Origin of the sequence: Hymenobacter sp. GOD-10R (assembly GCF_035609205.1) — a bacterium.
GTDB lineage: Bacteria > Bacteroidota > Bacteroidia > Cytophagales > Hymenobacteraceae > Hymenobacter.
Genome location: NZ_CP141184.1, coordinates 554,867 through 575,154 on the forward strand (window position 1 = coordinate 554,867; position 20,288 = coordinate 575,154).

9 protein-coding genes are annotated in these 20,288 nt (G+C 55.6%); 1 reads left to right on the forward strand and 8 read right to left on the reverse strand.

From position 1 onward, the window contains the following. Positions 1–165 precede the first annotated feature (165 nt). From SD425_RS02365 to SD425_RS02390, 6 genes are all read right to left on the reverse strand, one after another. Complete coding sequence (locus SD425_RS02365; protein WP_324675026.1) at positions 166–2,196, reverse strand: alpha-L-arabinofuranosidase C-terminal domain-containing protein; 2,031 nt, start codon at positions 2,194–2,196, stop codon at positions 166–168. Between the two features lie 104 nt (positions 2,197–2,300). Then, positions 2,301–5,672 carry a VCBS repeat-containing protein gene (locus SD425_RS02370; RefSeq protein WP_324675028.1) on the reverse strand — a complete coding sequence of 1,124 codons (3,372 nt, stop codon included), beginning with the start codon at positions 5,670–5,672 and terminating at the stop codon, positions 2,301–2,303. A 200-nt stretch (positions 5,673–5,872) separates the two neighbouring features. After that, positions 5,873–7,075, reverse strand: a complete 1,203-nt coding sequence (locus SD425_RS02375) for a glycoside hydrolase family 43 protein (RefSeq protein WP_324675030.1) — start codon at positions 7,073–7,075, stop codon at positions 5,873–5,875. Between the two features lie 522 nt (positions 7,076–7,597). Next, positions 7,598–9,223 (reverse strand): RagB/SusD family nutrient uptake outer membrane protein, encoded by a 1,626-nt coding sequence (locus SD425_RS02380; RefSeq protein WP_324675032.1) that lies wholly within the window; start codon positions 9,221–9,223, stop codon positions 7,598–7,600. Between the two features lie 11 nt (positions 9,224–9,234). Further along, positions 9,235–12,291 carry a TonB-dependent receptor gene (locus SD425_RS02385; RefSeq protein WP_324675034.1) on the reverse strand — a complete coding sequence of 1,019 codons (3,057 nt, stop codon included), beginning with the start codon at positions 12,289–12,291 and terminating at the stop codon, positions 9,235–9,237. A gap of 171 nt (positions 12,292–12,462) precedes the next feature. Then, the gene (locus SD425_RS02390; RefSeq protein WP_324675036.1) at positions 12,463–14,502 is read right to left on the reverse strand and encodes a glycoside hydrolase family 127 protein; all 2,040 of its coding nucleotides are present in this window, start codon (positions 14,500–14,502) and stop codon (positions 12,463–12,465) included. A 425-nt stretch (positions 14,503–14,927) separates the two neighbouring features. Here SD425_RS02390 and SD425_RS02395 point away from each other — a divergent pair, with 425 nt between their 5' ends. Continuing rightward, positions 14,928–15,920: a LacI family DNA-binding transcriptional regulator gene (locus tag SD425_RS02395; RefSeq protein WP_324675040.1), complete on the forward strand. Its 993-nt coding sequence runs from the start codon at positions 14,928–14,930 to the stop codon at positions 15,918–15,920. Positions 15,921–15,922: 2 nt separating this feature from the next. On the opposite strand, the gene SD425_RS02400 is transcribed toward SD425_RS02395, so the two are convergent. Beyond that, positions 15,923–17,578: a M1 family metallopeptidase gene (locus SD425_RS02400; protein WP_324675041.1), complete on the reverse strand. Its 1,656-nt coding sequence runs from the start codon at positions 17,576–17,578 to the stop codon at positions 15,923–15,925. Positions 17,579–17,726: 148 nt separating this feature from the next. After that, a complete protein-coding gene (locus tag SD425_RS02405; protein ID WP_324675042.1) occupies positions 17,727–20,246 on the reverse strand; it encodes a beta-L-arabinofuranosidase domain-containing protein in 2,520 nt (839 codons plus the stop codon). Between the last annotated feature and the right edge of the window lie 42 nt (positions 20,247–20,288).

Below are 20,288 nucleotides of genomic sequence, written 5' to 3' on the forward strand. Positions count from 1 at the left end.
TGTCTCCTCGCGTTGCTAGTGTTGTTTGCCTATGTTGCGCCAGGCCGGTCGTTCAACGAGGAGACGCAAGTATGCGTCTCTACACTCGACAGGCGAAGCGAGAGATGCTTCGACCAGCGCGACAGGACCTTCTTTCTTGCTGATGCTAGCTCAGGCAAGTCGGAACTAGCGGCCCGCGGAGCCACTGCTGTTCGTGTTGCCCCGCGACACGTCCTTACGCGGCTTGGCGTCGCTGCCTTTCACCCGAATGACCGTGAGCGAATAGGGCGCAGTGGTATAGGCGAAAGTGCCGCTAGCTTTGAACGGAGCTGTTTTAGGCACTACCGTTTGGGGGCTAGCGAAAGTGTTTTTGGCATCGCGTGGGCCGGAAAGCGTGATGAGTTCGGCCGTGGGGCGCAGGCGCTTGAAGCGCGACAAATCTACGCGCACGGGCTGGGCGGTAGCGCCGGAATTCACCAGCTTCAGAATCACATCGCCGCTGCTGGCATCGCGCACGCAGGAGCTGACTACGGCTGAGTCGCTGGCCGTGAGTATGCCGCCGAAGTACTCGCTGCCCTGGTTGCGCGAGAACAGCTGCTGCACGTAGTAGTTCACGGTGGGGCACACGGTAGAGTTATTGAAGTAAATCAGGTCGGGGTTCCACTGGGTGTGACCCTCCTTGGCCAGCAGCGGGGCGTAGGAAGCTAGGCGCACCACGTCACCGTTGCGCTCCAACGAGGTCATGTAGGCGGCTTCCGACAAGGCGTTGAACAGGGTGTTGCCCCGCGAGGCGTATTCGCCTAGGTACACGGTAGACTTTTTGCGGTCGTAGCTGTCGTAGCGGCGGTTGTTTTTCAGAAACCACTCCGGGCTCTCGTAATAATGCTCATCCACCATGGGTACAGCTAGCTGGTTGGCGAAGGTCCAACCCTGGTCGAAGTCCTCACCGCGAGGGGCTGGCCCGACGGTGCCAATCACCGTGATTTCGGGGTGTTTCTGCTTAACGGCATCATAGATAACCTTGAACCGCTCGCGGAACTCTGGGGTCTGCTTGTCTTCGTTGCCGACGCCTACATACTCTAAATGAAACGGCTCCGGGTGGCCCGCTGCGGCCCGCTTAGCACCCCAGGTAGAGGTGGCCGGGCCGTTGGCGTACTCAATCAAATCCAGTACTTCCTGCACGTACTCGGGCATCTCGGCCGTGGCGATACTCTGTTGACCCGTGCCGCCAATACGCCACGTGCCGCCCGAATTTTGGCACGAAACGGCCGCTGGTACCACCGGAAGTGGTTTAGCCCCAATGTCTTCGCAGAACTGGAAGTATTCGAAGTACCCTAGGCCGGCCGTCTGGTGGTAGTTCCAGATGTTGCGCTGCGCCACGCGCTGCTCTAGCGGGCCGATGGTGTTTTTCCAGCGGTACATGTTCTCCAGACCGTCGCCGTGGGCTAGGCAGCCGCCGGGAAAGCGCACAAACTTGGGCTGCAAGTCGGCTATCGCCTGGGCTAGGTCGGCACGCATCCCGTTAGAGCGGTTCTTAAAGGTCTTTTGAGGAAACAGAGAAATCAAATCGAGGTCGACGGTGCCTTTGCCGGTGGCCAGCACCACCAAGCTGCTGGCAGCATCCGTGCCCGTGGGGGTGAGGGTCACGCGGTAGGGCTGCCAAGTGGCAGCTTGCACCGGTAGCGATGCTGTCGCCAGCACGCCGCCTTCCTTGTCGCGCAACTGAACAAGCAGCGGAACGCTCTTGCCAGCCTTCACGCGAGCCTGCACCGAGAAGTTATACTGGTCGCCAGCCTTCACCGGAATGCCATCGAAGCCGCTGTTTTTCAAGCCAAGCCCTTTCTGCATCTCATTCTCCACGTGCAAGGTCACGTAGTGCGGGTTACTGGGGTTGACGGGCGCCGCCGTTTCCACTGACATGGTGCCGAAGGAGTAGCCTTCCCGCAGAAACTCCCAGGCCGTGAGGGAATGCCAGGCGGCGTTGTCGTTGGGGGTGTATTCAAAGGAGCGGTTTTGTACCAGCTCGGCATAAAGGCCACCGTCGGCGGCGTAGTTGATATCCTCGAAGAAGATGCCGAACAGATCCTGGCTGATAGGTTTGCCAGCGGCTAGGTCGGGCTGCGCTTTTTTTGGGGCTTTCTGCGCTTGGCCACGGCTAGGCAACAGGGAGGCTAGGCCTAAGCACGTCAGCAGCAGGGAAGAGTAGGGAATTTTCATGGGTGAGATGCTAGTGGGAAACGAATGGAGCTTTATAGCTAAGTGCTGGGGTTAGGCTCGCAGCGGAGTTATGGGGCATTTTAGCAGGAGCTAAGTACGAAAGGTCATGGGGTGTGCTGCGGGCTCTGCAAGGCGTAAGCCTGCAAGGCCTGGTTGTTGCGCCCCACGAGCAGCACGTTGCCGAGCTGGGCAAAGCTGCGTACGTCGCCTTGCACCCGCAGCCCTGATTGCCGTTGCGGTACCGTGGTGAAACCGCCCCGGCCGTCGCCGTGCAACAGCAGGCCGTAGCCCGCGTCGTTGTTGCCGAAGCGGATGCGACAGTGGGTAGCGTTGCCGCCAAGCAGTAAGTCGGGGTTGCCGTCGTGGTTGTAGTCGAGGGTAGTGAGGGCGAAGATGGGGGTGTATTGGGCTTCGGGTGGGAGAGAAGCTAGCCGATACCTAGCTTGGGGGGTGCTTAGCAGGCAGGTGGTTGGCAGGTGGTTGGCGCGCAGTACGTTGGCACCTTTCAGCTCATCTGGTTTAAAGATATCGGTGAGCTGGGCGTCGGCGTAGCTTTTGTAGTTGGGGAAGCGGCTGCGCGTCATGCTGAGCTGGTCTAGCAGCTCATCGCGCGACACGAAGGGGTAGCTTTGGCCTTGCAAATACATGCACAAAATCGGGTCAACGGCGCCGTTATCGTCGAAGTCTTTGTAGTGCAGCTCCGCTGGTTGCTTGGCGTTGGCCCGGCACTGGGTGTTCAGGCCCATGTTGCCGATTACCAGGTCCGGTTTGTTGTCCTTGTTCAGGTCGGTTACTAGCAGCTTGTTCCACCAGCCCGACAGTTTGCCGGGCAGGTAAGTAGCGGTTTGGTCAGCAAGCCGGCCGCTCTGATTTATCCATACTTGCACGGGCAGCCATTCGCCTACCGTCACTAGGTCGGGGCGTTGGTCTTGGTTCATGTCTACCCAAGCGGCGTCAGTTATCATACCTAGCTGCCGGAGTGTGGGGGCTAGGTTTGCGGTTTGGTCGCGGAAGCGGCCGTGGCCGTCGTTGAGCAGTAGGTAGCTGGTGGGCGGTTCGGGGTAGCGGCCGGGTGTCACGCGGCCTCCTACGAAAAGGTCGGGGGCGCCGTCGCCGTTCACGTCGGCTACTCGCACGCAGGCGGTGCTGGTGGGCATGACGGGCAGGCTGCCCGCGGAGCTTTTGCTGAAGTTGCCGCGCCCATCGTTGAGGTACAGCCGATCTTGCAGGAGCGCGTCGCCGGGCAGGAAGTTGTCGTAGCCGCCACTAGCCACGTAGAGGTCTAGGTCGCCGTCGCGGTCTGCATCTAGGAAAGCGGCGTCGGTATCTTCCTGTAGGTAATCAGCTTCCAAAGCAGGCTGCGGCAACTCCGCAAATCGCCCCGCGGCTTGCTGCACAAAAAGCCGGCTGGCGTGCCCTGAAGCGCCACCCATGAACATATCCTGCCGACCATCGCCGTTCACATCGGCCTGCACTAAGCACGGACCGTTGTATGACAAGCTGTTGATCAGCAGCGGTTGACGCTTGAAGTCGTTGACGTTATTCTCCTCCGCTACTGCTGTGATTGGAGCAGGCACTGCCGCAAACACTGGCAAGCTAGCTTTGGTCGGGGCTGGTGCCATTTGCTTCTGCGCCTCCGCTTCGCGCAACACCAGCAGCTTGCCGGCCGGTACAGCGCGCACCACCTGCTCCCGGCCACTCGGCCACACCACGCGCACCGAATCGGCTTGGCGCTGCTGACCTAGGCCAAAGTGCAGTACCGGCGACACGCTCGACTCGTAACCACGCCCAACTAGCTGTTCCTGGGTCTGGGTCAGGGCATTGCCATACAGCATCACCTTCGCCCCGATACCCAGACGGTTGGCACCTAGGCCTTCCAACCGCACGGAGAGGCCACGGTTTTTAAGTCGCTTCTCCGCGATGTTGCGATAGAGAAACGCCTCTCCGTTGAGGTTATTGACTACCACATCTAGGTCGCCGTCGTTGTCGAGGTCGGCGTAGGCGGCGCCGTTGCTGTTGGCGGGCTCCGTGATGCCCCAATCGGCGCTAACGTTGGTGAATGTTGCGTTGCCTGTGTTGCGAAATGCGTAGCCCACTACGTTGGAGGAAGGCATCTTGCGCACCAAGTCTAGCAGGTTTTTGCGCTGCACGTCGCCTTGGCGGTCATGCAGGAAATCGCCCATGTACTTCAAGAAGTCTAGGTTGGTATAGTCGTGCAGGAAACCGTTGGTGATGAACAGGTCCTTCCAACCATCGTTGTCGTAATCGGCCAGCAGCGGGGCCCAGCTCCAATCGGTATTCGAGATGCCGGCTAGCTGCCCGATTTCGCTGAAGGTGCCGTTGCCGTTGTTGAGGTGCAGCATGTTGCGCATGTACTGCTTGTGCAGGCCCGCCTCGTCGCGTATGCGAAACAGCTCATAATTGTCGCTGGCGAAGAGCAGCTTTTGCCGCCGGTTGTCTTCGGGCAGCATATCGAGGGTGCACACATCGGCGTAGCCGTCGTTGTTGAGGTCGGCCGCGTCGTTGCCCATCGAGGAGAGCGACGTGTGGCCCATCTGGTTACCCAGTTGATCGGTGAAAGTGCCGTCGTGGTTATTGATATAGAGGTAGTCAGGGGCTAAGTAGTCACTCGACAGGTAGATGTCGGGCCAGCCGTCGTTGTTGAGGTCAGCCACGGAGGCGCCGAGCGCAAAGGACAACCGCGTGTTCAGCAAGCCCGCCGCTGTGGCCACTTCCCGAAACTGCGGCAAGCCCTGCTGGCTGCCTTCGTTGCGGTACAGCTTCAGCCCCGTCAGCGCATCGGGCGTGCGCATGAGCTGCTTGATGTAAAACTCATCCAGGTTCTCAAATCGGCGCGGACTGTGGTTCAGCAGCAGCATGTCGAGGTCCTGATCTTTGTCGTAATCGAAGAAGACCGCCTGCGTGCTATAAGCGGAGTCGGCTAGCCCGCAGGCCGCGGCTTGCTCGCGGAAATGCGGCACCCCTTGCTTATCCGGACCTAGGTTGAGAAACAACTGATTTTGGCGGAGCTTACCCGGCAAGTCGCCCGAGCGGCACACGTAGAAATCGAGGAGGCCATCTGCATTGAGGTCGACCATCGTGACGCCGGTCTTCCAGCCTTTCGGCAGGGCGACGCCCGCGGCGTCGGTGGCATCCTCGAAGCGCAGATTGCCTTTGTTCAGGTACAGCTTGTTGCTGCCTTTGTTGGCGGTGAAATAGATGTCGTCTAGCCCATCGTTGTTCACGTCGCCGAGGGCTACGCCGCCGCCGTTGTAGGTGTATTCGTACACCAGCACGTTGGTCAGCTCGTCCTCCTGGAGGTCGTTGCGGAACGTGACGTGGCTTTGTTCGGCCGGCACCAGTTGGAACAGCGCGTTCTTATTCACCACTGCTCGCTGCTCCTGCTGACACCCAGCTAAGTGCCACAGTGCAAGCAGTAGGAGCGTAACAGCAGAAAGAGGGCGCCAAACACGCATAGCAGAGAAAACGGCAACTGTTGGTGATAAGTGTTTGGTTGTACTAAGTGGCTACTGTCCTCAGCGTTGCTCCTCGCTTGCCGGGCTCGTTCTTCAGCGAAATTCAGCGACTTATAGCTAGCTGGCTCACTAGACAAACGGTAGCGCAAGCAGCGATGCGCAGGAAGTGCCTATTGAACGGCGAAAAGCCCCCACATTCTTCATTGGTTGAATTGCCACCAGTCAAATCTGAATAGGTTGCTACCGGTGCCTTTGAAGACAAAGTAGACATCGTGTACTCCCTTCTGCCGGCTGACTTTGCAGGACTGAACCACCCAATTTCCAAGCCCTCCGGTTGGCTTACCGTTCAAAGACCCTAGCAAAGTACCCGTCGGGCTGTCCAGGTGCAGCTCGATGACAGGCTTGACGGACGTGCTAGCAACAGCGGCCATAAACTCCTTAGCTCCCTGTTCAAAATCAACGCCCTTCACCTTGATATAATCACCGCTGTCTATGTTCGTTACGTACATGCCCGTAGGGCCTTTGCTGGTTTTCAGGCCTTGGCTTCCGGCAATGGTTTCTGCCTCGTTGCGCTTATATGGGTTCAAGACTGCGATGCGGTCTACGCCGGCTTCTGACCAAAAAGGCAGTTGCTGGATGGTGCCATCACTGTTATAAGTGAGCTTCGCCAGACAAACCGAGCGCCGCTCCGTATGCGTCGCCGATTGCGCTTTGGAAATGGCATAGTTGAAGCCAAATAGGTACGAGTTGCCCTTGTAGTCGATAATACCCGGATGATTGCCGTTGGACCTAGGGTCTCTATCCATCAGCGTTCCAGTGTAATTCCAGGGCCCCGTAGGACTATCACTCATCGAATAGCCAATGCCCTCTGGACAGCAGGTCGAAGCATAGGCCATGTAATACTTGTCCTTTCGTTTGTAAAACCACGGCCCTTCCTGGTAATTGGCCGGTTTAGTCGAAGATTTAACGATAGGGCCTGAATACGAAATCATGTCCTTATTCAGCTTGACATAATACAGATTCGGATTGCCCCAGTAGAGGTAAGCTTGCCCGTCGTCGTCAATGTAGACGGTCGGGTCAATATCATCGTTGCTATTCTGAATCAAAGGCTTGCCTAATGGATCAGTGAAGGGGCCGTAAGGGCTATCCGAAACCAGTACCCCAATCCCTTTGACATGGATAGGGCAATACATATAGAACTTCCCATTGCGTTCGATGCACTGCGGGGCCCACGCTCCATTTTTTGGCGACCAACTAAAACTGTTTGTAGAAGCGACAGGCCCGTGGTCGGTCCAGTTCACCATATCCGTGGAGGTGTAGAGCAGCCAGTTAAACATCTTGAACCCGGTTGCATCGTCCTCATCATGACCCGTATAGAGAAACACGGTGTCTCTATAAACCATAGGTGCCGGGTCAGCCGTGAACTTGGTTTGGATAATCGGATTTTGTGCACGGCAGACCAAAACTGCCGATGTAAACAGAAATAGAATGAAAAGCGTAATGCTTGTTTTCATGCGTATGCCCTTGAATGATAAGGGGTTGTTGAAGGGACTCATCTACGATGACTTGACTTTGTGTAATCTCTAAACTAGATAAAGGCAAGGCGACTAGTGTGTTCAACTGCGTTAGCATCCGGGTGTCAGACACTTCCTAAGAGTCCGTGATTGTTGCAAAACCCTACTAGGTTGAAAACAATATACCTGTGCCGCTATTCGCTCAGAAGAGTGGCGCTAGACAGCCTCATGAGGTGCTGCCTAGCGCTCAATCTATTCTTCGGATTCACAACCGAGACTTCTGCAACAGCCACGTCTCTTTACAAGATGTTCAAGCCGTTAAAAGCTTGTGCAGCACACTTGGTAGCGTCCGTTGGGAGTTGAGAATAGCTTCAGAGGGGGCCAGGGATGAGGCACCTGCCTAGACCTAGGTTAGTAGCCGGGGTTCTGTTTTAGGTTCGCGTTGGTGTTCAACACGTTCTGCGGAATGGGCATGAGCGTGCGGTAGTCACCATTGGGCACGTGCGAGAGCCACGACTTCTTGGTGTACACTCCGAAGCGAATCATGTCCTGGCGGCGGTGACCTTCGGCGGTGAACTCCCAACCTAGCTCATCTAAGAACCGGCCGTACTGAATGTCGGCGCCGCCTTCTACCGGGCTTATTACATTGTTGCGCGCTGGGCCGTATTGGTAGGTGCTACCCTTCATAAGGTCGGCGCCCGTTACGGTAGCTTTCGAGGGGTTATTAACGAAGCTGCGCTGGCGTACTTGCGTTACCAAGGCCGCGGCTGGTCCTGATTGACCTAGGCGTAGCATTGATTCAGCTTTCATCATCAGGATATCGGCGTAGCGGAACAACGGGAAGTCGTTGCTGAGGTCAATGCGTACGCCTTGTTTAATTTCAAATTTGCCAACCCGGAAACCATCTGTTTCGGCTCCTAGCTCCACGCTCGGCAACGTATTGGTAAAAATGAGTGGCTTACTAGTAGTAGCGCCGAATACACCCACTAGTGGCGCACCTGATGAAGAGTACTGTTGCCCTTGTATCCAGTTTTGCTTCAAGCGGGTATCATCGGGATCATAAGTGTTGATGAATTGCGGAATCGCGCAGATACCACCGCCCCACATACTACCCTGGGCATTATAAGTCTGCTGATTCTGAGGCTGCAGCGTCTGCATATGAATTCGGAACCCTGGCGCATATGTCTCGTCAAACGGAATGGCGAAGATGATTTCCCTAGAGCCTTCGTTCTGCGTTTTGAAGACATTGGCCTGAATGATTTCCAACGAAAACTTACCTGAGTTGATAACAGCGTCACAGGCGGAAATGCATTTCACCCATTCAGCCTGTCCAGCATATACCTGAGCGTTGAGGTACATCTTAGCCAACAGCGCTTGGGCCGCCCATTTGTTGTTGAAGCGACCATAGGTACCGGCATCGGCCGCATCGCTTAGGAGTGGTAGCGCTTCTGTAATTTCTTTGACAATAAAATTATAAACCTGTGCACGGGTGTTTTGCTCCGGCAAAAAGCCCTCCGGCACATTGAAACGGTCTACAATAGGTACGTTACCGAACAAGTCACAGAGGATGTAATAATAAGAGGCGCGCAACACTCGTATTTCCGCCATAAGCTGCTCTTTGCCCGTCGGAACTGGCAATTGCCCGGACTCTATCTGGAATAGAAGTCTATTGCAGTTTGTGACACCCGCGAAAGCTTGGGTCCAGGCGTCACGTGGCGTAGCGTCCAAGGCCGTCCACTTATGCTCGTGTAAGCGGCGGTAAGAGCCATCATCGACCCACCCATTCGGGCGTCCTGGGGTTACTGTTTCGTCGGTAGAAGTTTCGTTGATACGATATACCCCGTTGAACTCTAGATACAAAGGGCGCCAATTGATGTAGGCTGCCCCCGCTAGTGCAGGCACATCAGCCACAGTAGGTACAAATTGGTCAGAGACAATCTCATTATAGCTTTCGTCATCAAGCTTAGTACAGGCATCGAAACCCATCATTGCTGCTGCCAGTACACCAACACGCAGAAAATTAGTAGTGCTTTTCATTGTTTTCTGAGTTACAGGGTTAGGTTGACGCCGAGTGTGAAGGTGCGCACTGTGGGAAATTTGTCGCGGTCATCATCTCCTGGTGCTAGACCAATACGGTTCACTTCTGGATCAATTCCTTTGTAGCCCGTAATGGTGAAGGTGTTCAGCGTAGAAGCATACACCCGCAGGTTTTTGATGTGCTTCACTAAATTTGGTTTGAAATTGTATCCTAAGGTGATGTTGTCGATCTTCCAGAAGTCGCCATCCTCGATGTAGTAGCTGTTATACTCGAGTGGCATCTTGGTGCTCAGCACTGCCTTGTCGAACACCTTGTCGTAGGTGGAGCGTAGCTGGTTGTACTGCGTTATACCGGTGTTCTCGTAGTACATGCGTTGAAAGTTCAGAATCTGGTAGCTGAAAGCTCCACGCATTGTCACACCTAGGTCGAGACGCTTGTATTGAAAGTTGTTATTCCAACCGGCATAATACTTAGGCAGCCCATTGCCCAAGATCTGTTTGTCATCTTCGCTGTGGGTAAACTGATCATACGGTAGCCGCTCGCCTGATTTGGTTTGATAGATCCATTGTCCATCATCCGTCACGTCCACTACTTTGTAGCCATAGAATTGACCTAGGGGTTTGCCTACTTCTACTCGGTGTGTGTAGGTCTGAATTGGTTCGCCTGTGTAGCCGGTGTTGAAGAAGTTATTAGTCAACTTGTACACCTCATTGGCGAGGGAAATAAGTTTGTTCTGGTTCGTAGAAAAGTTGAAGCTCGAGTTCCAGACAAAGCTTTTTGTCTGTACCGGTACTAAATTGAGTAGCACCTCGAGGCCTCTATTCTCCAAAGAACCAACGTTCGCAGTGGTCGTTCTGAACAGGTTAGGCGGCGAAGGAACTTCATAGTCGTACAGCAAACCATTAGTACGTCGGATGTAGTAGTCCACTGTACCATTAATCCGGCCTTTGAAAAAGGAGTAATCCAAACCCACGTTTGCTTCACGCTTTTCCTCCCAACGCAAATAGGGGTTGGGATTACTTGAAGGAGTTAGGGTTTGAATCCAACTGCCATTAGATAAAAATGGCTGTCCATAAGCTTGACGTGCCACTCCTAAGAACGACCGGCCGGGCGCTGTGCCCGTCACGCCGTAACCCGCCCGGAGTTTCAAATCATCCAGAAAGGCTAGGTCCTGCATGAAATTTTCGCCCTTGATACGCCAGCCGACTGAAACTGCCGGAAAAGAGCCCCAGGGCTGCTTAGCGCCTAAGAAGCGAGACGAGGCTTCGCGCCGGAGGCTAGCCAACAGCAAGTATTTTTCCTTGTAGTTGTAGGTCACACGGCCGAAGAAGCCTACTAGGTTCCACTGACCTTTGTCGCTGTACATCGATGCGCGTCCAAGACGTAGCGCGTTGCCGAGGCCCACATTGTTGTAGGTGAATAAGTCAGTAGGGAAGTCTGAGTTCGACAAGTAGTAATTCTCCGACGTATTCTGCTGGTAGCTGTAGCCGCCTAACACCGAAAAACGATGTTCGCCAAAGCTGCGGTTGTAAGTCGCCGTCAACTCGGCTAATCTTTCTACTACCTGAGTGGTGCCGCGAGATGCATAGCCGTTTAAGCCGTCGCGTAGCGTAGACGGATGCTGCTTGGTTTCAGAGTATCCCCGCACTTGGTTGTAGCGCGTATTGGAAGCTAGGGCTTTCAACTGCAAATTGTCGACTGGTTCCCAAACGATGCTTCCGTTCAAACGGGTGTTCTGGTACGTATTCAGGCCATCCGATTCGTAGAGGCGTGAAAGTGGATTTTCGTAGTTGAACAGTGAAAGTTGCTGGGCGTAGGTTCCGTCAGGATTGTAAACCGGAGCTGTAGGATTTCGAATAATGGCCTGCCGATACGTGTAGCCATTAAATGCACGGCCCTCGCCAAAGTTGCCACCATCCGGAATGCCATAAAATCCGCCATCAACTGTTGAAGTATAACGGTTGTTGCTATTCAGAATACCTAGGTTGATCTTCACCCGCCCATCAAACATGGCGTGATTAACATCGGCCCGACCTGTGAAGGTACGGTTGTCTGTTTTTTGAAAAACCCCCTCGAAGTAGCGGTAATTGCCGTTAAGCAAATAATTCGTCTGTCCGTTGCCTCCTTTGAAGGTAACGTTGTGCACGTGGATCAATGGGTTCTGGCTGATCTCCTTAATCCAATCGGTGCTGGCACCTTGGTCAGTGAAGGCTACGCCCTCAGCTAGTTTTTGCCGGTACTCACTAGCCGTCAGCATCTCGGGGCGGCGTGCAATGCGCTGGGTACTCACGTAGCCACTATATTCGATCGTAGGCGTGATGTTGCCTTTGGGTCGGCGCGTGGTGATGAGGATAACGCCATTCGTGCCACGCGTGCCGTAAATAGCAGCAGCCGAGCCATCTTTCAGCACATCAATGCTTTCGATGTCCTCGGGTGCTACGGTATTCAGAGTGCCTGGAATGCCATCAATCAAGATCAGCGGCTGCGTACTAGAGTTTAGCGTGGTCGTACCACGTAATACTATTTGGCTGTTAGCGGTAGGGTCGCCGCTGGGCGTGCTCACCGTGAGGCCTGCCACTTTGCCTTGCAGCAACTGGCCTGCATCCTTGGTAGCTCCTTTGATAAAACTTTCCTCCTTCACGCTTGCTACCGAACTGGTCAGGTCGGCGCGACGCTGGGTGCCGTAACCCACCACCACCACGTCGCCGAGGGCCTTGGCATCGGGTTGCAGCGTCACGTTGATAACGGACCGGCCGCCAATAATTACCTCTTGGGCCGCGGAGCCCACAAAGCTGAATACCAACACGGCGTTAGCAGGGGCCGAAAGCGAGTAGTTACCCTCCGCATCAGTCTGGGTGCCATTAGTCGTGCCTTTCACTACCACGTTCACGCCAGGTAACGCCGCACCTTGGTTGTCAATTACCCGACCCTTCACAGGGCCGTCCGCTTGGAAGATAGGCTTGATCAGGCGAGCCGCCGCCAAGCTTTCGTTAGGCATTGTCACCGACATCCCACAGAGAGAAGCAGCCAACACGAAGCTATTAGCGTGAGGTAAGGGAATTTTCATACGCGGAGTATTAGGTGAGGGAAAAGGATAAGAGGCAAGGCACTAAGAGCTTTCTGTTTTACACAATCGATTGTGCAGTTGAGAAGCTTCAGAAAGGAGGCGCAACAAGGCAGAGACTAGGTGCTAGGCACTGCTATAACAGCACAGTGCCTAGCTACTCAGAAAGGGTCCTTATTTGTTGACTACTGCTTCGGTGATGGGCTGACTGATGATGTCAACGTCGGTCACGCGCTGGGGAAACCACACCGTCATTTCACCCTTGCCGCGGTTAGCCCAGGCATAATAGGGGATGGCCGTCATGGTTTGCTGCACGGTGCTGATGGTGTTGGCAGCGGCATCCACTTTCACGGTGGGCACAGTAGCGGTTAGCTCCATCACGCCATTCAGCACGTCAGGCTTGTAGGCAGCGGCGAAAGAGGTAGTAGTGGGCACGATGAGGTTGCTGGTTTTACCGGCATTGTCCTTCCACTCAGCGCAATAGATAACGGGTCCGCGCTGCAAGGCTACCTTATCTAGGTCGTCTTTTACTTTCGCATTAGCCACTACTTGGCGCACTTCCATGGGGAGTGTTACTTCCACCACGTCGTTCTTACGCCACTTCTTTGCCAGCACCGCATAGCCCTTCTGCACCGTGTAAGTCACAGGTTTGCCGTTGATCTTGATGCTTACTTTCTCCTGCGAAGGTGCCGCAAACGCGTACAAATCCGACGGCATGGCCTCGTTGCGCGCCCAGCCTGGGATGCGCACCAGCAGGTTGAAGTCGGAAGTAGCAGCGGGATTTACCGTGAACTTCAGGCCTCCGTCCCAGGGGTAGTTGTTCTGCTGGGTGAGCTGTACCTTCTTCTTATTGACAAGCAAGTCGGTGCTACCGCTCACAAACAGGTTGACGTACACATCGTTACCTTTTTGGGCGTACACGTAGCCGGGCAAAGAAGGGAACAACCGGGCTAGGTTAGTCGGGCAGCACGAGCACTCAAACCAGCCCGCGCGCGCCGGCTCGGTCTGGGCAAAGCTGAAGCTGTTTTTGATCTGCATGGCGTTGGAGTAGAAGAAGGACTTGCCATCTAACCCCACGCCGGAAAGCAGCCCATTATAGAGCACCTTCTCCATAATGTCGGCGTACTTCGCGTCGCCGTGCAATTGGAACATGCGTTGGTTCCAGTAGATATCCGCCACCGAGGCGCACGTCTCGTTGTAGGCAGTATTGTTGGGGAGTTCGTAGTTTCCCCCAAACCGTTCGCCACCGGGCACGGCACCGGTGCCGCCCGTTACGTAGAACTTCTTAGTTACCATGTTGTTCCAGATGCTGTCTACCGAAGCTAGCATCCGTTTGTCGCCGGTGAGGGCAGCTACATCCGCCATGGCGGAGTAGAGGTATTCGGCGCGCACGGCGTGACCAATGGCCTCGCGCTGGTCGTACACCGACTTATCATCTTGCCAGTAGGAGCCGTTTTTCCATACGTCCTTGCTCTTAGGGTCGTAGCCTTTATACTGCCCTCTCGCTTCCAGGAAAAACTTGGCGGTGCTCAAGTACTCGGGTTTACCAGTCACGCGGTAGAGCTTCACGAGGCCCATTTCCACAATCTCGTGGCCGGGGGCTACGCTGCGCTTGCCGGGACCGAATACGGAGCAGACTAAATCCGCATTCTTGAGGGCAATGTTGAGTAGGTTTTTCTTGCCAGTAGCCTGATAATGAGCCATCGCTGCTTCGTAGAGGTGGCCCGAATTATACAACTCGTGGCTTAGCTCACGCTCTCTCTCCCAGCGCTCCTTGCCGGCCCACGGGTGCGGGTGCGCCGGATCGATGGTGCGGGCTGTATAGAGGTAACCATCAGGCTCTTGCGCAGCGGCTACTTTGGTAATTAGGGCATCTACGTATTCTCCTAGCTTCTCATCCGGGTACAAGCTCATAGAGTACGATGCGCCCTCAATGGTCTTGTAGATATCGGTGTCGTCGAAGGGGAAGGTGGTGGCGAACTTGCCCTGCTTGGCCGCTGCCATTTCGAAGTTCTTCACCCGATTAGTGGCCTCGCAGCGCTGAAACGACGCCGGGATGGTCACGTCGGTGTTGGTCTTGAGGCGCGGCAGCCAGAAGTTGTCCGTCAGCTTGACTTTCGTGAATGACACCGCCTGGATGGGATAATCCGTGTTCTGGGCCAGCGCGGCAGTCGTTAGGCCTAGGGCTAGGGTTGTAAGAACGAGCTTGCTCATGAATGCAAGAGAGAAATGGGGTTGAGGTGGGTGCCTGCTAGAAGGTGCAGGGTGCGCGTAAGGCAGGTGCGACGAGAGCAGAAGCCGATAGATTAAAACTCAATGGTCGGCTATCGAGGTCTTGTACAAACATATCAGATAATAACACATTGCGCAAACGATTGAGCAAAAAAATTAGCAAACGTTTGTGTTAGCACAAGACATGTTTATTCGGCATAGTAAACAGTTGGTAGCTTTGACGTTATGGAGATGGTTTAGTTTAGTCGCACTTAGGTCCTATTACTATGGTAGGTTCTGGTCACTGATACCAGCCTAGCTGATTATTCCTTAGGTTTACTTAGGGAGATGTTGCGGTGCCTTCTCCTATAACCAATACAACCAATCTGATCTTGAGCAAAGAGACGAAGCCGACTTCCATAACTGACTTGGCTAAGCAACTAGGGTTATCCGTGTCTGGCGTTTCGCGGGCGCTGAACAATGACCCGCGCATCAGCGCGGCCACGAAGCAACGGGTGCAGGAGCTAGCTCGGCAGATGAACTATCAGCCGAATCACCTAGCAGCCGGATTGCGCAAGGGCAAAAGCAAGCTGCTGGGCGTCATCGTGCCCTACATCGACGGGCGCTTTTTTGCCATCGTTATCAGGGGCATCGAACTGGCAGCCAGTCAGGCCGGTTTCAACGTTGTGATCTGCCAATCGAACGAGGACGTGGTGCACGAGCGGCAGAACATCGAAACGCTGCTCAGTGCGCAGGTTGAAGGCATTCTGGTGTCATTGTCGCGCACGACCCACGATTTCGCGCACTTCGAGAAGGTGCAGCAGCGCGGTATCCCGCTGGTGTTCTTCGACCGGATTCTGTTGGGCACGGAGGTTAATGCGGTACTGCTCAACGATTACGCTGGAGGCTTCCTCTCCACCGAACACCTCATTGGGCAAGGCTGCCGGCACATCGGGCACTTCGCCGGCCCGCAGCACCTAGGTATCTACAAGCACCGCCGGCAAGGATACCTCGATGCGCTGCAAAAACACGGCTTGCCCACGTCGGAAGAGCTGATTGTGTACTGCGACACTATGACGGTGGAAACCGGCCGGCAGGCCGCAAAGCAACTCTTGCACTTGCCGGAGCGCCCCGACGCTATTTTCTCCTCCAGCGACGCCGCCGTGGCCGGAGCACTGCAAGTGCTGGAAGAACACGGCTTGCGAGTGCCGCAGGATGTCGCCTTGGCTGGCTTCAGCAACGAAATGTTCACCTCCCTGACCAAGCCCATGCTGACGTCCGTCGATCAGCGGTGCGAACAGATGGGGGAAGCCGCCGTGCGCTTGTTTATGCAGTTGCGCCAGGAAAAAGGAAGCGCTGTACCCCAACACGTTGTTTTAGAGCCCGAACTATGCGTCCGGGCTTCTTCCCTGCGTACCTAGCTTCAGTCGATCAGCACGCCGATGTAATAGTTAAAGGTGTCGACCTCCAAATTGTCTTTCGTGAGCCCGGCAATTCCTAAGGGTTTGAAAGCGGTAGTCGGCGTAACGAAGCGGTACTCGCCACCCTTCTGGCGCACCCTCACCGGCATGGCAAACCCAGGCACGTCGGCCACCCACCGACCTAGGGCTTCCCCTTTCTCGAAGCGCACTTCGAGCGTCGGGATGGTGGTGTGGCGCAGGTACTGATCATAGATTTTGGTGAAATCCTGTCCGCTCTGCTGGCTGATATAGTCAACGACCTGCGTGCCGTTGACAGTTTGGTGGTAGAACGTTTTGTTGAGGCCGCGCAGGATCTGGCGCCATTTCTCGTCGTCGTTGATGATGGTGCGCGTCATGTTTAGCAGGTTGCCGCCCTTGGGGTACATATCCCCCGAGCCTTTGTTGTTCAGGTTGAACACGCCCACAATCGGCCCATCGTTGACGATGCCGAGGCGGGTGCCGTGCACGTACTCTTGGCCGGCTTGCTTACCAAACTGGTTTTCCACAAACAGGCTTTCCGAGTAGTTGGTGAAGCTTTCGTGCACCCACATATCAGCTAGGTCCTTAGAGGTGATGTTGTTGCCAAACCACTCGTGTCCGCTTTCGTGGATGATAATGAAGTCCCACTTATTGCCCCAGCCCGTACCCGACAAGTCACGGCCCCGGTAGCCGTTCCCGAAGCTATTGCCATAGGCCACAGCGCTCTGGTGCTCCATACCGAGGTGCGGCGCCTCCACTAGTTTATAGCCATCCTTGTAGAAGGGGTACGGCCCAAACCAATGCTCCATCGACTTGAGCATGGGCTTCACATTAGCGGTGAACTGCTGCTTGGCCTTGGCTAGGTTCTCGGGCAACACCCAGTAATCGAGCGTGAGCTTGCCGTTTTCGCCCTGGTAGGTGTCGCCGAAGTGCTGGTAGTCGCCCACGTTCAGAGCCACGCAGTAGTTGTTGATTGGATTAGCCACAAACCAATCGAAGCGGGTATCACCGCCTTTCAGCTTCGTAGTTTTGCGCAGCCGCCCGTTCGATACATCTTTCAGGCCCTGAGGCACCGTCACACTGATCAGCATGCTGTCAACTTCGTCGGCTTGGTGGTCTTTGGTGGGCCACCAAATGCTTGCCCCAATGCCCTGGCAGGCCGAAACGACCCACGGCTTGCCTTGCTTATCCTGGCTGAACACGAGGCCACCATCCCAAGGCGCCCGCTTGGCTTCGGTGGGGTTGCCAGAGTACTGCACCGTAAACTCATCCTGCGTGCCTTTCCGAATCGGCTGCGGAAAGGTGACGAACACCGCGTTGGCTTCGCGGGTAAACGGCACCGACTTGCCTTTATACAGCACCTTGTCAACAGCTAGGTTCGCGAACAAATCGAACTGAAGCCGGGTGAAATCTTCCGTGGCCGTAAAGCGAAACAGGTTGGAGCCGCTAATGAACTTGCGGGCCGGATCCAGCTTCACATCCAAGTGGTAGTAGTGGAGGTCGTAGCAGGTGCGCAAGGGCGTGAGGGCGCCGCGTAGCGTATCAGTCCGCGTAAAGGTGAGCGGGGCGGTCGTTTGGGCGGCAGCCTTGCCCAGTATTCCGGCGCAAGCCAGCAGCAGAAAAGCCTTTTTTAGGGACATAGAGAGATTTTAGTACTTAGAAGCTAGGTTGTTGGGGTAGAGACACATACTTGTGTCTCGTTGTTGCTGATATTATTTAGATCGGGTCGTACTTGGTAAGCCGTTCAACGACGAGACACAAGTATGTGTCTCTACACCCAGGGCACAATTACTGCCGCACGTTGCGAATGCCGTACACGGGGCCGGCGCTGTTGTTTTGTTTGGCTTGGAAAGTCACTTTTACCTGCTGTTTGCCTTTGGTGAGGGCGGGCGGAATAGCGTAGGAGACATCGTAGAAGCGGCTTTCCTTGTACTTGTTGAGGTCTTCGGTGGCAATCTTTTCGCCATCAACCAACACATCGAACACGCGGCCGCGGTTATCCATGCCCCAGTAGGTAAGCATCAACGTGTTAGGCGTGTTGGGGGAGACTTTCAGGGTGAAGGCCATGTTGCCACCTTCGTTGACCATGCGCCACTTGCGGCCGTGCTCCTCGCCGGTTTCGGCTTTCTCGGTGATGGTGAACAGGTGGTCCCGCTCGGGCTGCATCTCGCCCACGCGCAGCACATCCACGGTGCGGGCTTCTAGCTCTTGCTGCTGCTTGCGGGCGGCTTCATACACGCGCTGCTGGGTGGCCCACTTGTCGGGCGTAAACACGTCCCAGTACACCGTGTAGTACTCGTCGCCGGTTTGGTTGAACGGCATCAGCGGCACATCATGAGGTGTACCTAGGCCGGCGGTTTGGAAGCGGAGCTGCGCGGCATCGGTGGCTTTCACCCACTGATTGGGGTTGTTGTTGGCCGTTACGAGCACGGGCACGCCGGTTATGGGCTCGGGTTCAGTGTTGCCGAGCACTCCGGCTAGCAGCGTGGGGCCATAGAACATGGCGCGGCGGTCGGGGTTGTCGGGTAGGGCTTCGGTGTAGAAGTCGGCGGGCAAGGTCAGCTCCACGCGGTCCTGGTTTCTCCACTTGCGGTCGAGTACGAGGTAGCCTTCGGCATCGGGTGCTACGGCTACTACTTTGCCATTTACGCGCACCTGCGGGTTCTTAGTCCACTTGGGCTGACGTAGGCGCAGCTTAAAGGCGCGCGGCTTGGTGGCAGCGAGGGTAAACGTCACTTGGTCTTTGGCCGGCAGCTGACTTTCCTGGCGCAGCGTCAGGCCTTTCTCCTTCCAAGCTAGCTCCGACGGGATGAACAAGTTGACGTACACGCTGCCGTCGGCTCCCTGGAAGTAGATGTTCTCGGCATACTTCACGTGGTTTTCCATGCCCGAGCCCACGCAGCAGGTGAAGGTGTTGAACTCGTCGCTGTAGGTTTTGCGGCCACCCATGCGCAGGGGCACGAAGTAGGTCGTCATGCCGGTGGCGTGGTTCTGCGAGGCCAGGATATGGTTGTACAGGCCTTTCTCGTAGTAATCCATCAGCTTGGCCGAAGGCTGCTGAGCAAACAAATGCTGGGTGAGCTTCAGCATGTTGTAGGTGTTGCAGGTCTCGGTGGTGTTCTCGCTGAGCTTGTCATTGAGCTTGCGCGGCTCCCCTAGGTACTCGTAGTTGCTGTTGCCACCGGTGGCGTAGGAGTGGTTGTCGGTCACCGTTTTCCAGAAGAAGTCGGCAATGGCAGCGTCCTTCTGATCGCCGGTCAGTTCGTAGCGGCGGGCGCTGGCAATGGCCTTCGGAATCTGGGTGTTGGAGTGCTTGCCGGGCAAGATGTCGGTGCGGGCGGCCAGTGGGTCGAGGACTTTCTTGTCGTAGAAGCGGTACGAAAGGTCGAGGTATTTTTTGTCGCCGCTCAGCGCGTAGGTGTTGGCGAGCGTTTCAGCCATGCCGCCGTACTCGCACACCATCATTTCTTGCATCTTGGCTTCGTCGAGGCCTTTGATGGTGTTGCCAGTCCAGTCGGCTAGGCCTTGGTTGACGGTGAGGGCCGTTTTGTTATCGCAATACAGATAAGCGTCGAGCAAGCCAGCCATGATCTTGTGCACGGTGTACCACGGTGACCAGGCTCCATTTAGGTCGAAGCCGCGGGAGCGAATGGTACCGCTGGCTACCTCCGCCCACAGTTTGTCCTCGTTAGGAATAGCCCCTACGTACCCCGTTTTACGCGCCTTCTGGCACTCATCCAGCTGCGCCACGATGTAGTCGACTCGCTGCTTAAATTCTGGCTTACCGGTAGAAGCGTAGCCCAGCGCGCATGCCGACAAGTAGTGCCCCAGCGTGTGCCCCGCCAACTCCGACGACTCCCAGCCGCCGTAGCGCTTGCCCTTGGCCGTCAACCCACTATGCTCCCGAAAATCAGCCAGCAGCCGGTCGGGCTCGATCTTCAGCAGGTACGTCACGTCGGCCTGCTCCGCTTGCTTGAACGGCCCGTCGAGTAGTTTCACCTGCGCTAGGTCGAAGGCGTAGGCTTTCACGGGTACTTTCGGCTGCACCTTCATCCGTTTATCGCCGGGCGTGGGCAGGTATGTTTGGGCCAACGTGCTGGTGCTCAGTAAGCCGAGCAGTGCAGGTACAAGGTAGGAGCGTTTCAGGAACTGGTTCATGGTGTAGTAGCGGGGTGGGAGGCAGAATTGTAAGTTGAAGAGACGCTTGCTGAGTGGTTCGGGGGCAGGCCAGAACGTCGTAGCGCGAAGCTCCCGCTTCGCGTACCGTTGAACGTCAAACGTTGAACGACCTAGGTGCCAGTTGTTCAACGTAGCGCGAAGCGGGAGCTTCGCGCTACACCGTTCTGCTAA

Bases quoted from the DNA above. Each gene is read 5' to 3' on its own strand.
- SD425_RS02365 (WP_324675026.1), bottom strand. From the start codon at position 2,196: ATGAAAATTCCCTACTCTTCCCTGCTGCTGACGTGCTTAGGCCTAGCC.
- SD425_RS02370 (WP_324675028.1), bottom strand. From the start codon at position 5,672: ATGCGTGTTTGGCGCCCTCTTTCTGCTGTTACGCTCCTACTGCTTGCA.
- SD425_RS02375 (WP_324675030.1), bottom strand. From the start codon at position 7,075: ATGGTTTATAGAGACACCGTGTTTCTCTATACGGGTCATGATGAGGAC.
- SD425_RS02380 (WP_324675032.1), bottom strand. From the start codon at position 9,223: ATGAAAAGCACTACTAATTTTCTGCGTGTTGGTGTACTGGCAGCAGCA.
- SD425_RS02385 (WP_324675034.1), bottom strand. From the start codon at position 12,291: ATGAAAATTCCCTTACCTCACGCTAATAGCTTCGTGTTGGCTGCTTCT.
- SD425_RS02390 (WP_324675036.1), bottom strand. From the start codon at position 14,502: ATGAGCAAGCTCGTTCTTACAACCCTAGCCCTAGGCCTAACGACTGCC.
- SD425_RS02400 (WP_324675041.1), bottom strand. From the start codon at position 17,578: ATGTCCCTAAAAAAGGCTTTTCTGCTGCTGGCTTGCGCCGGAATACTG.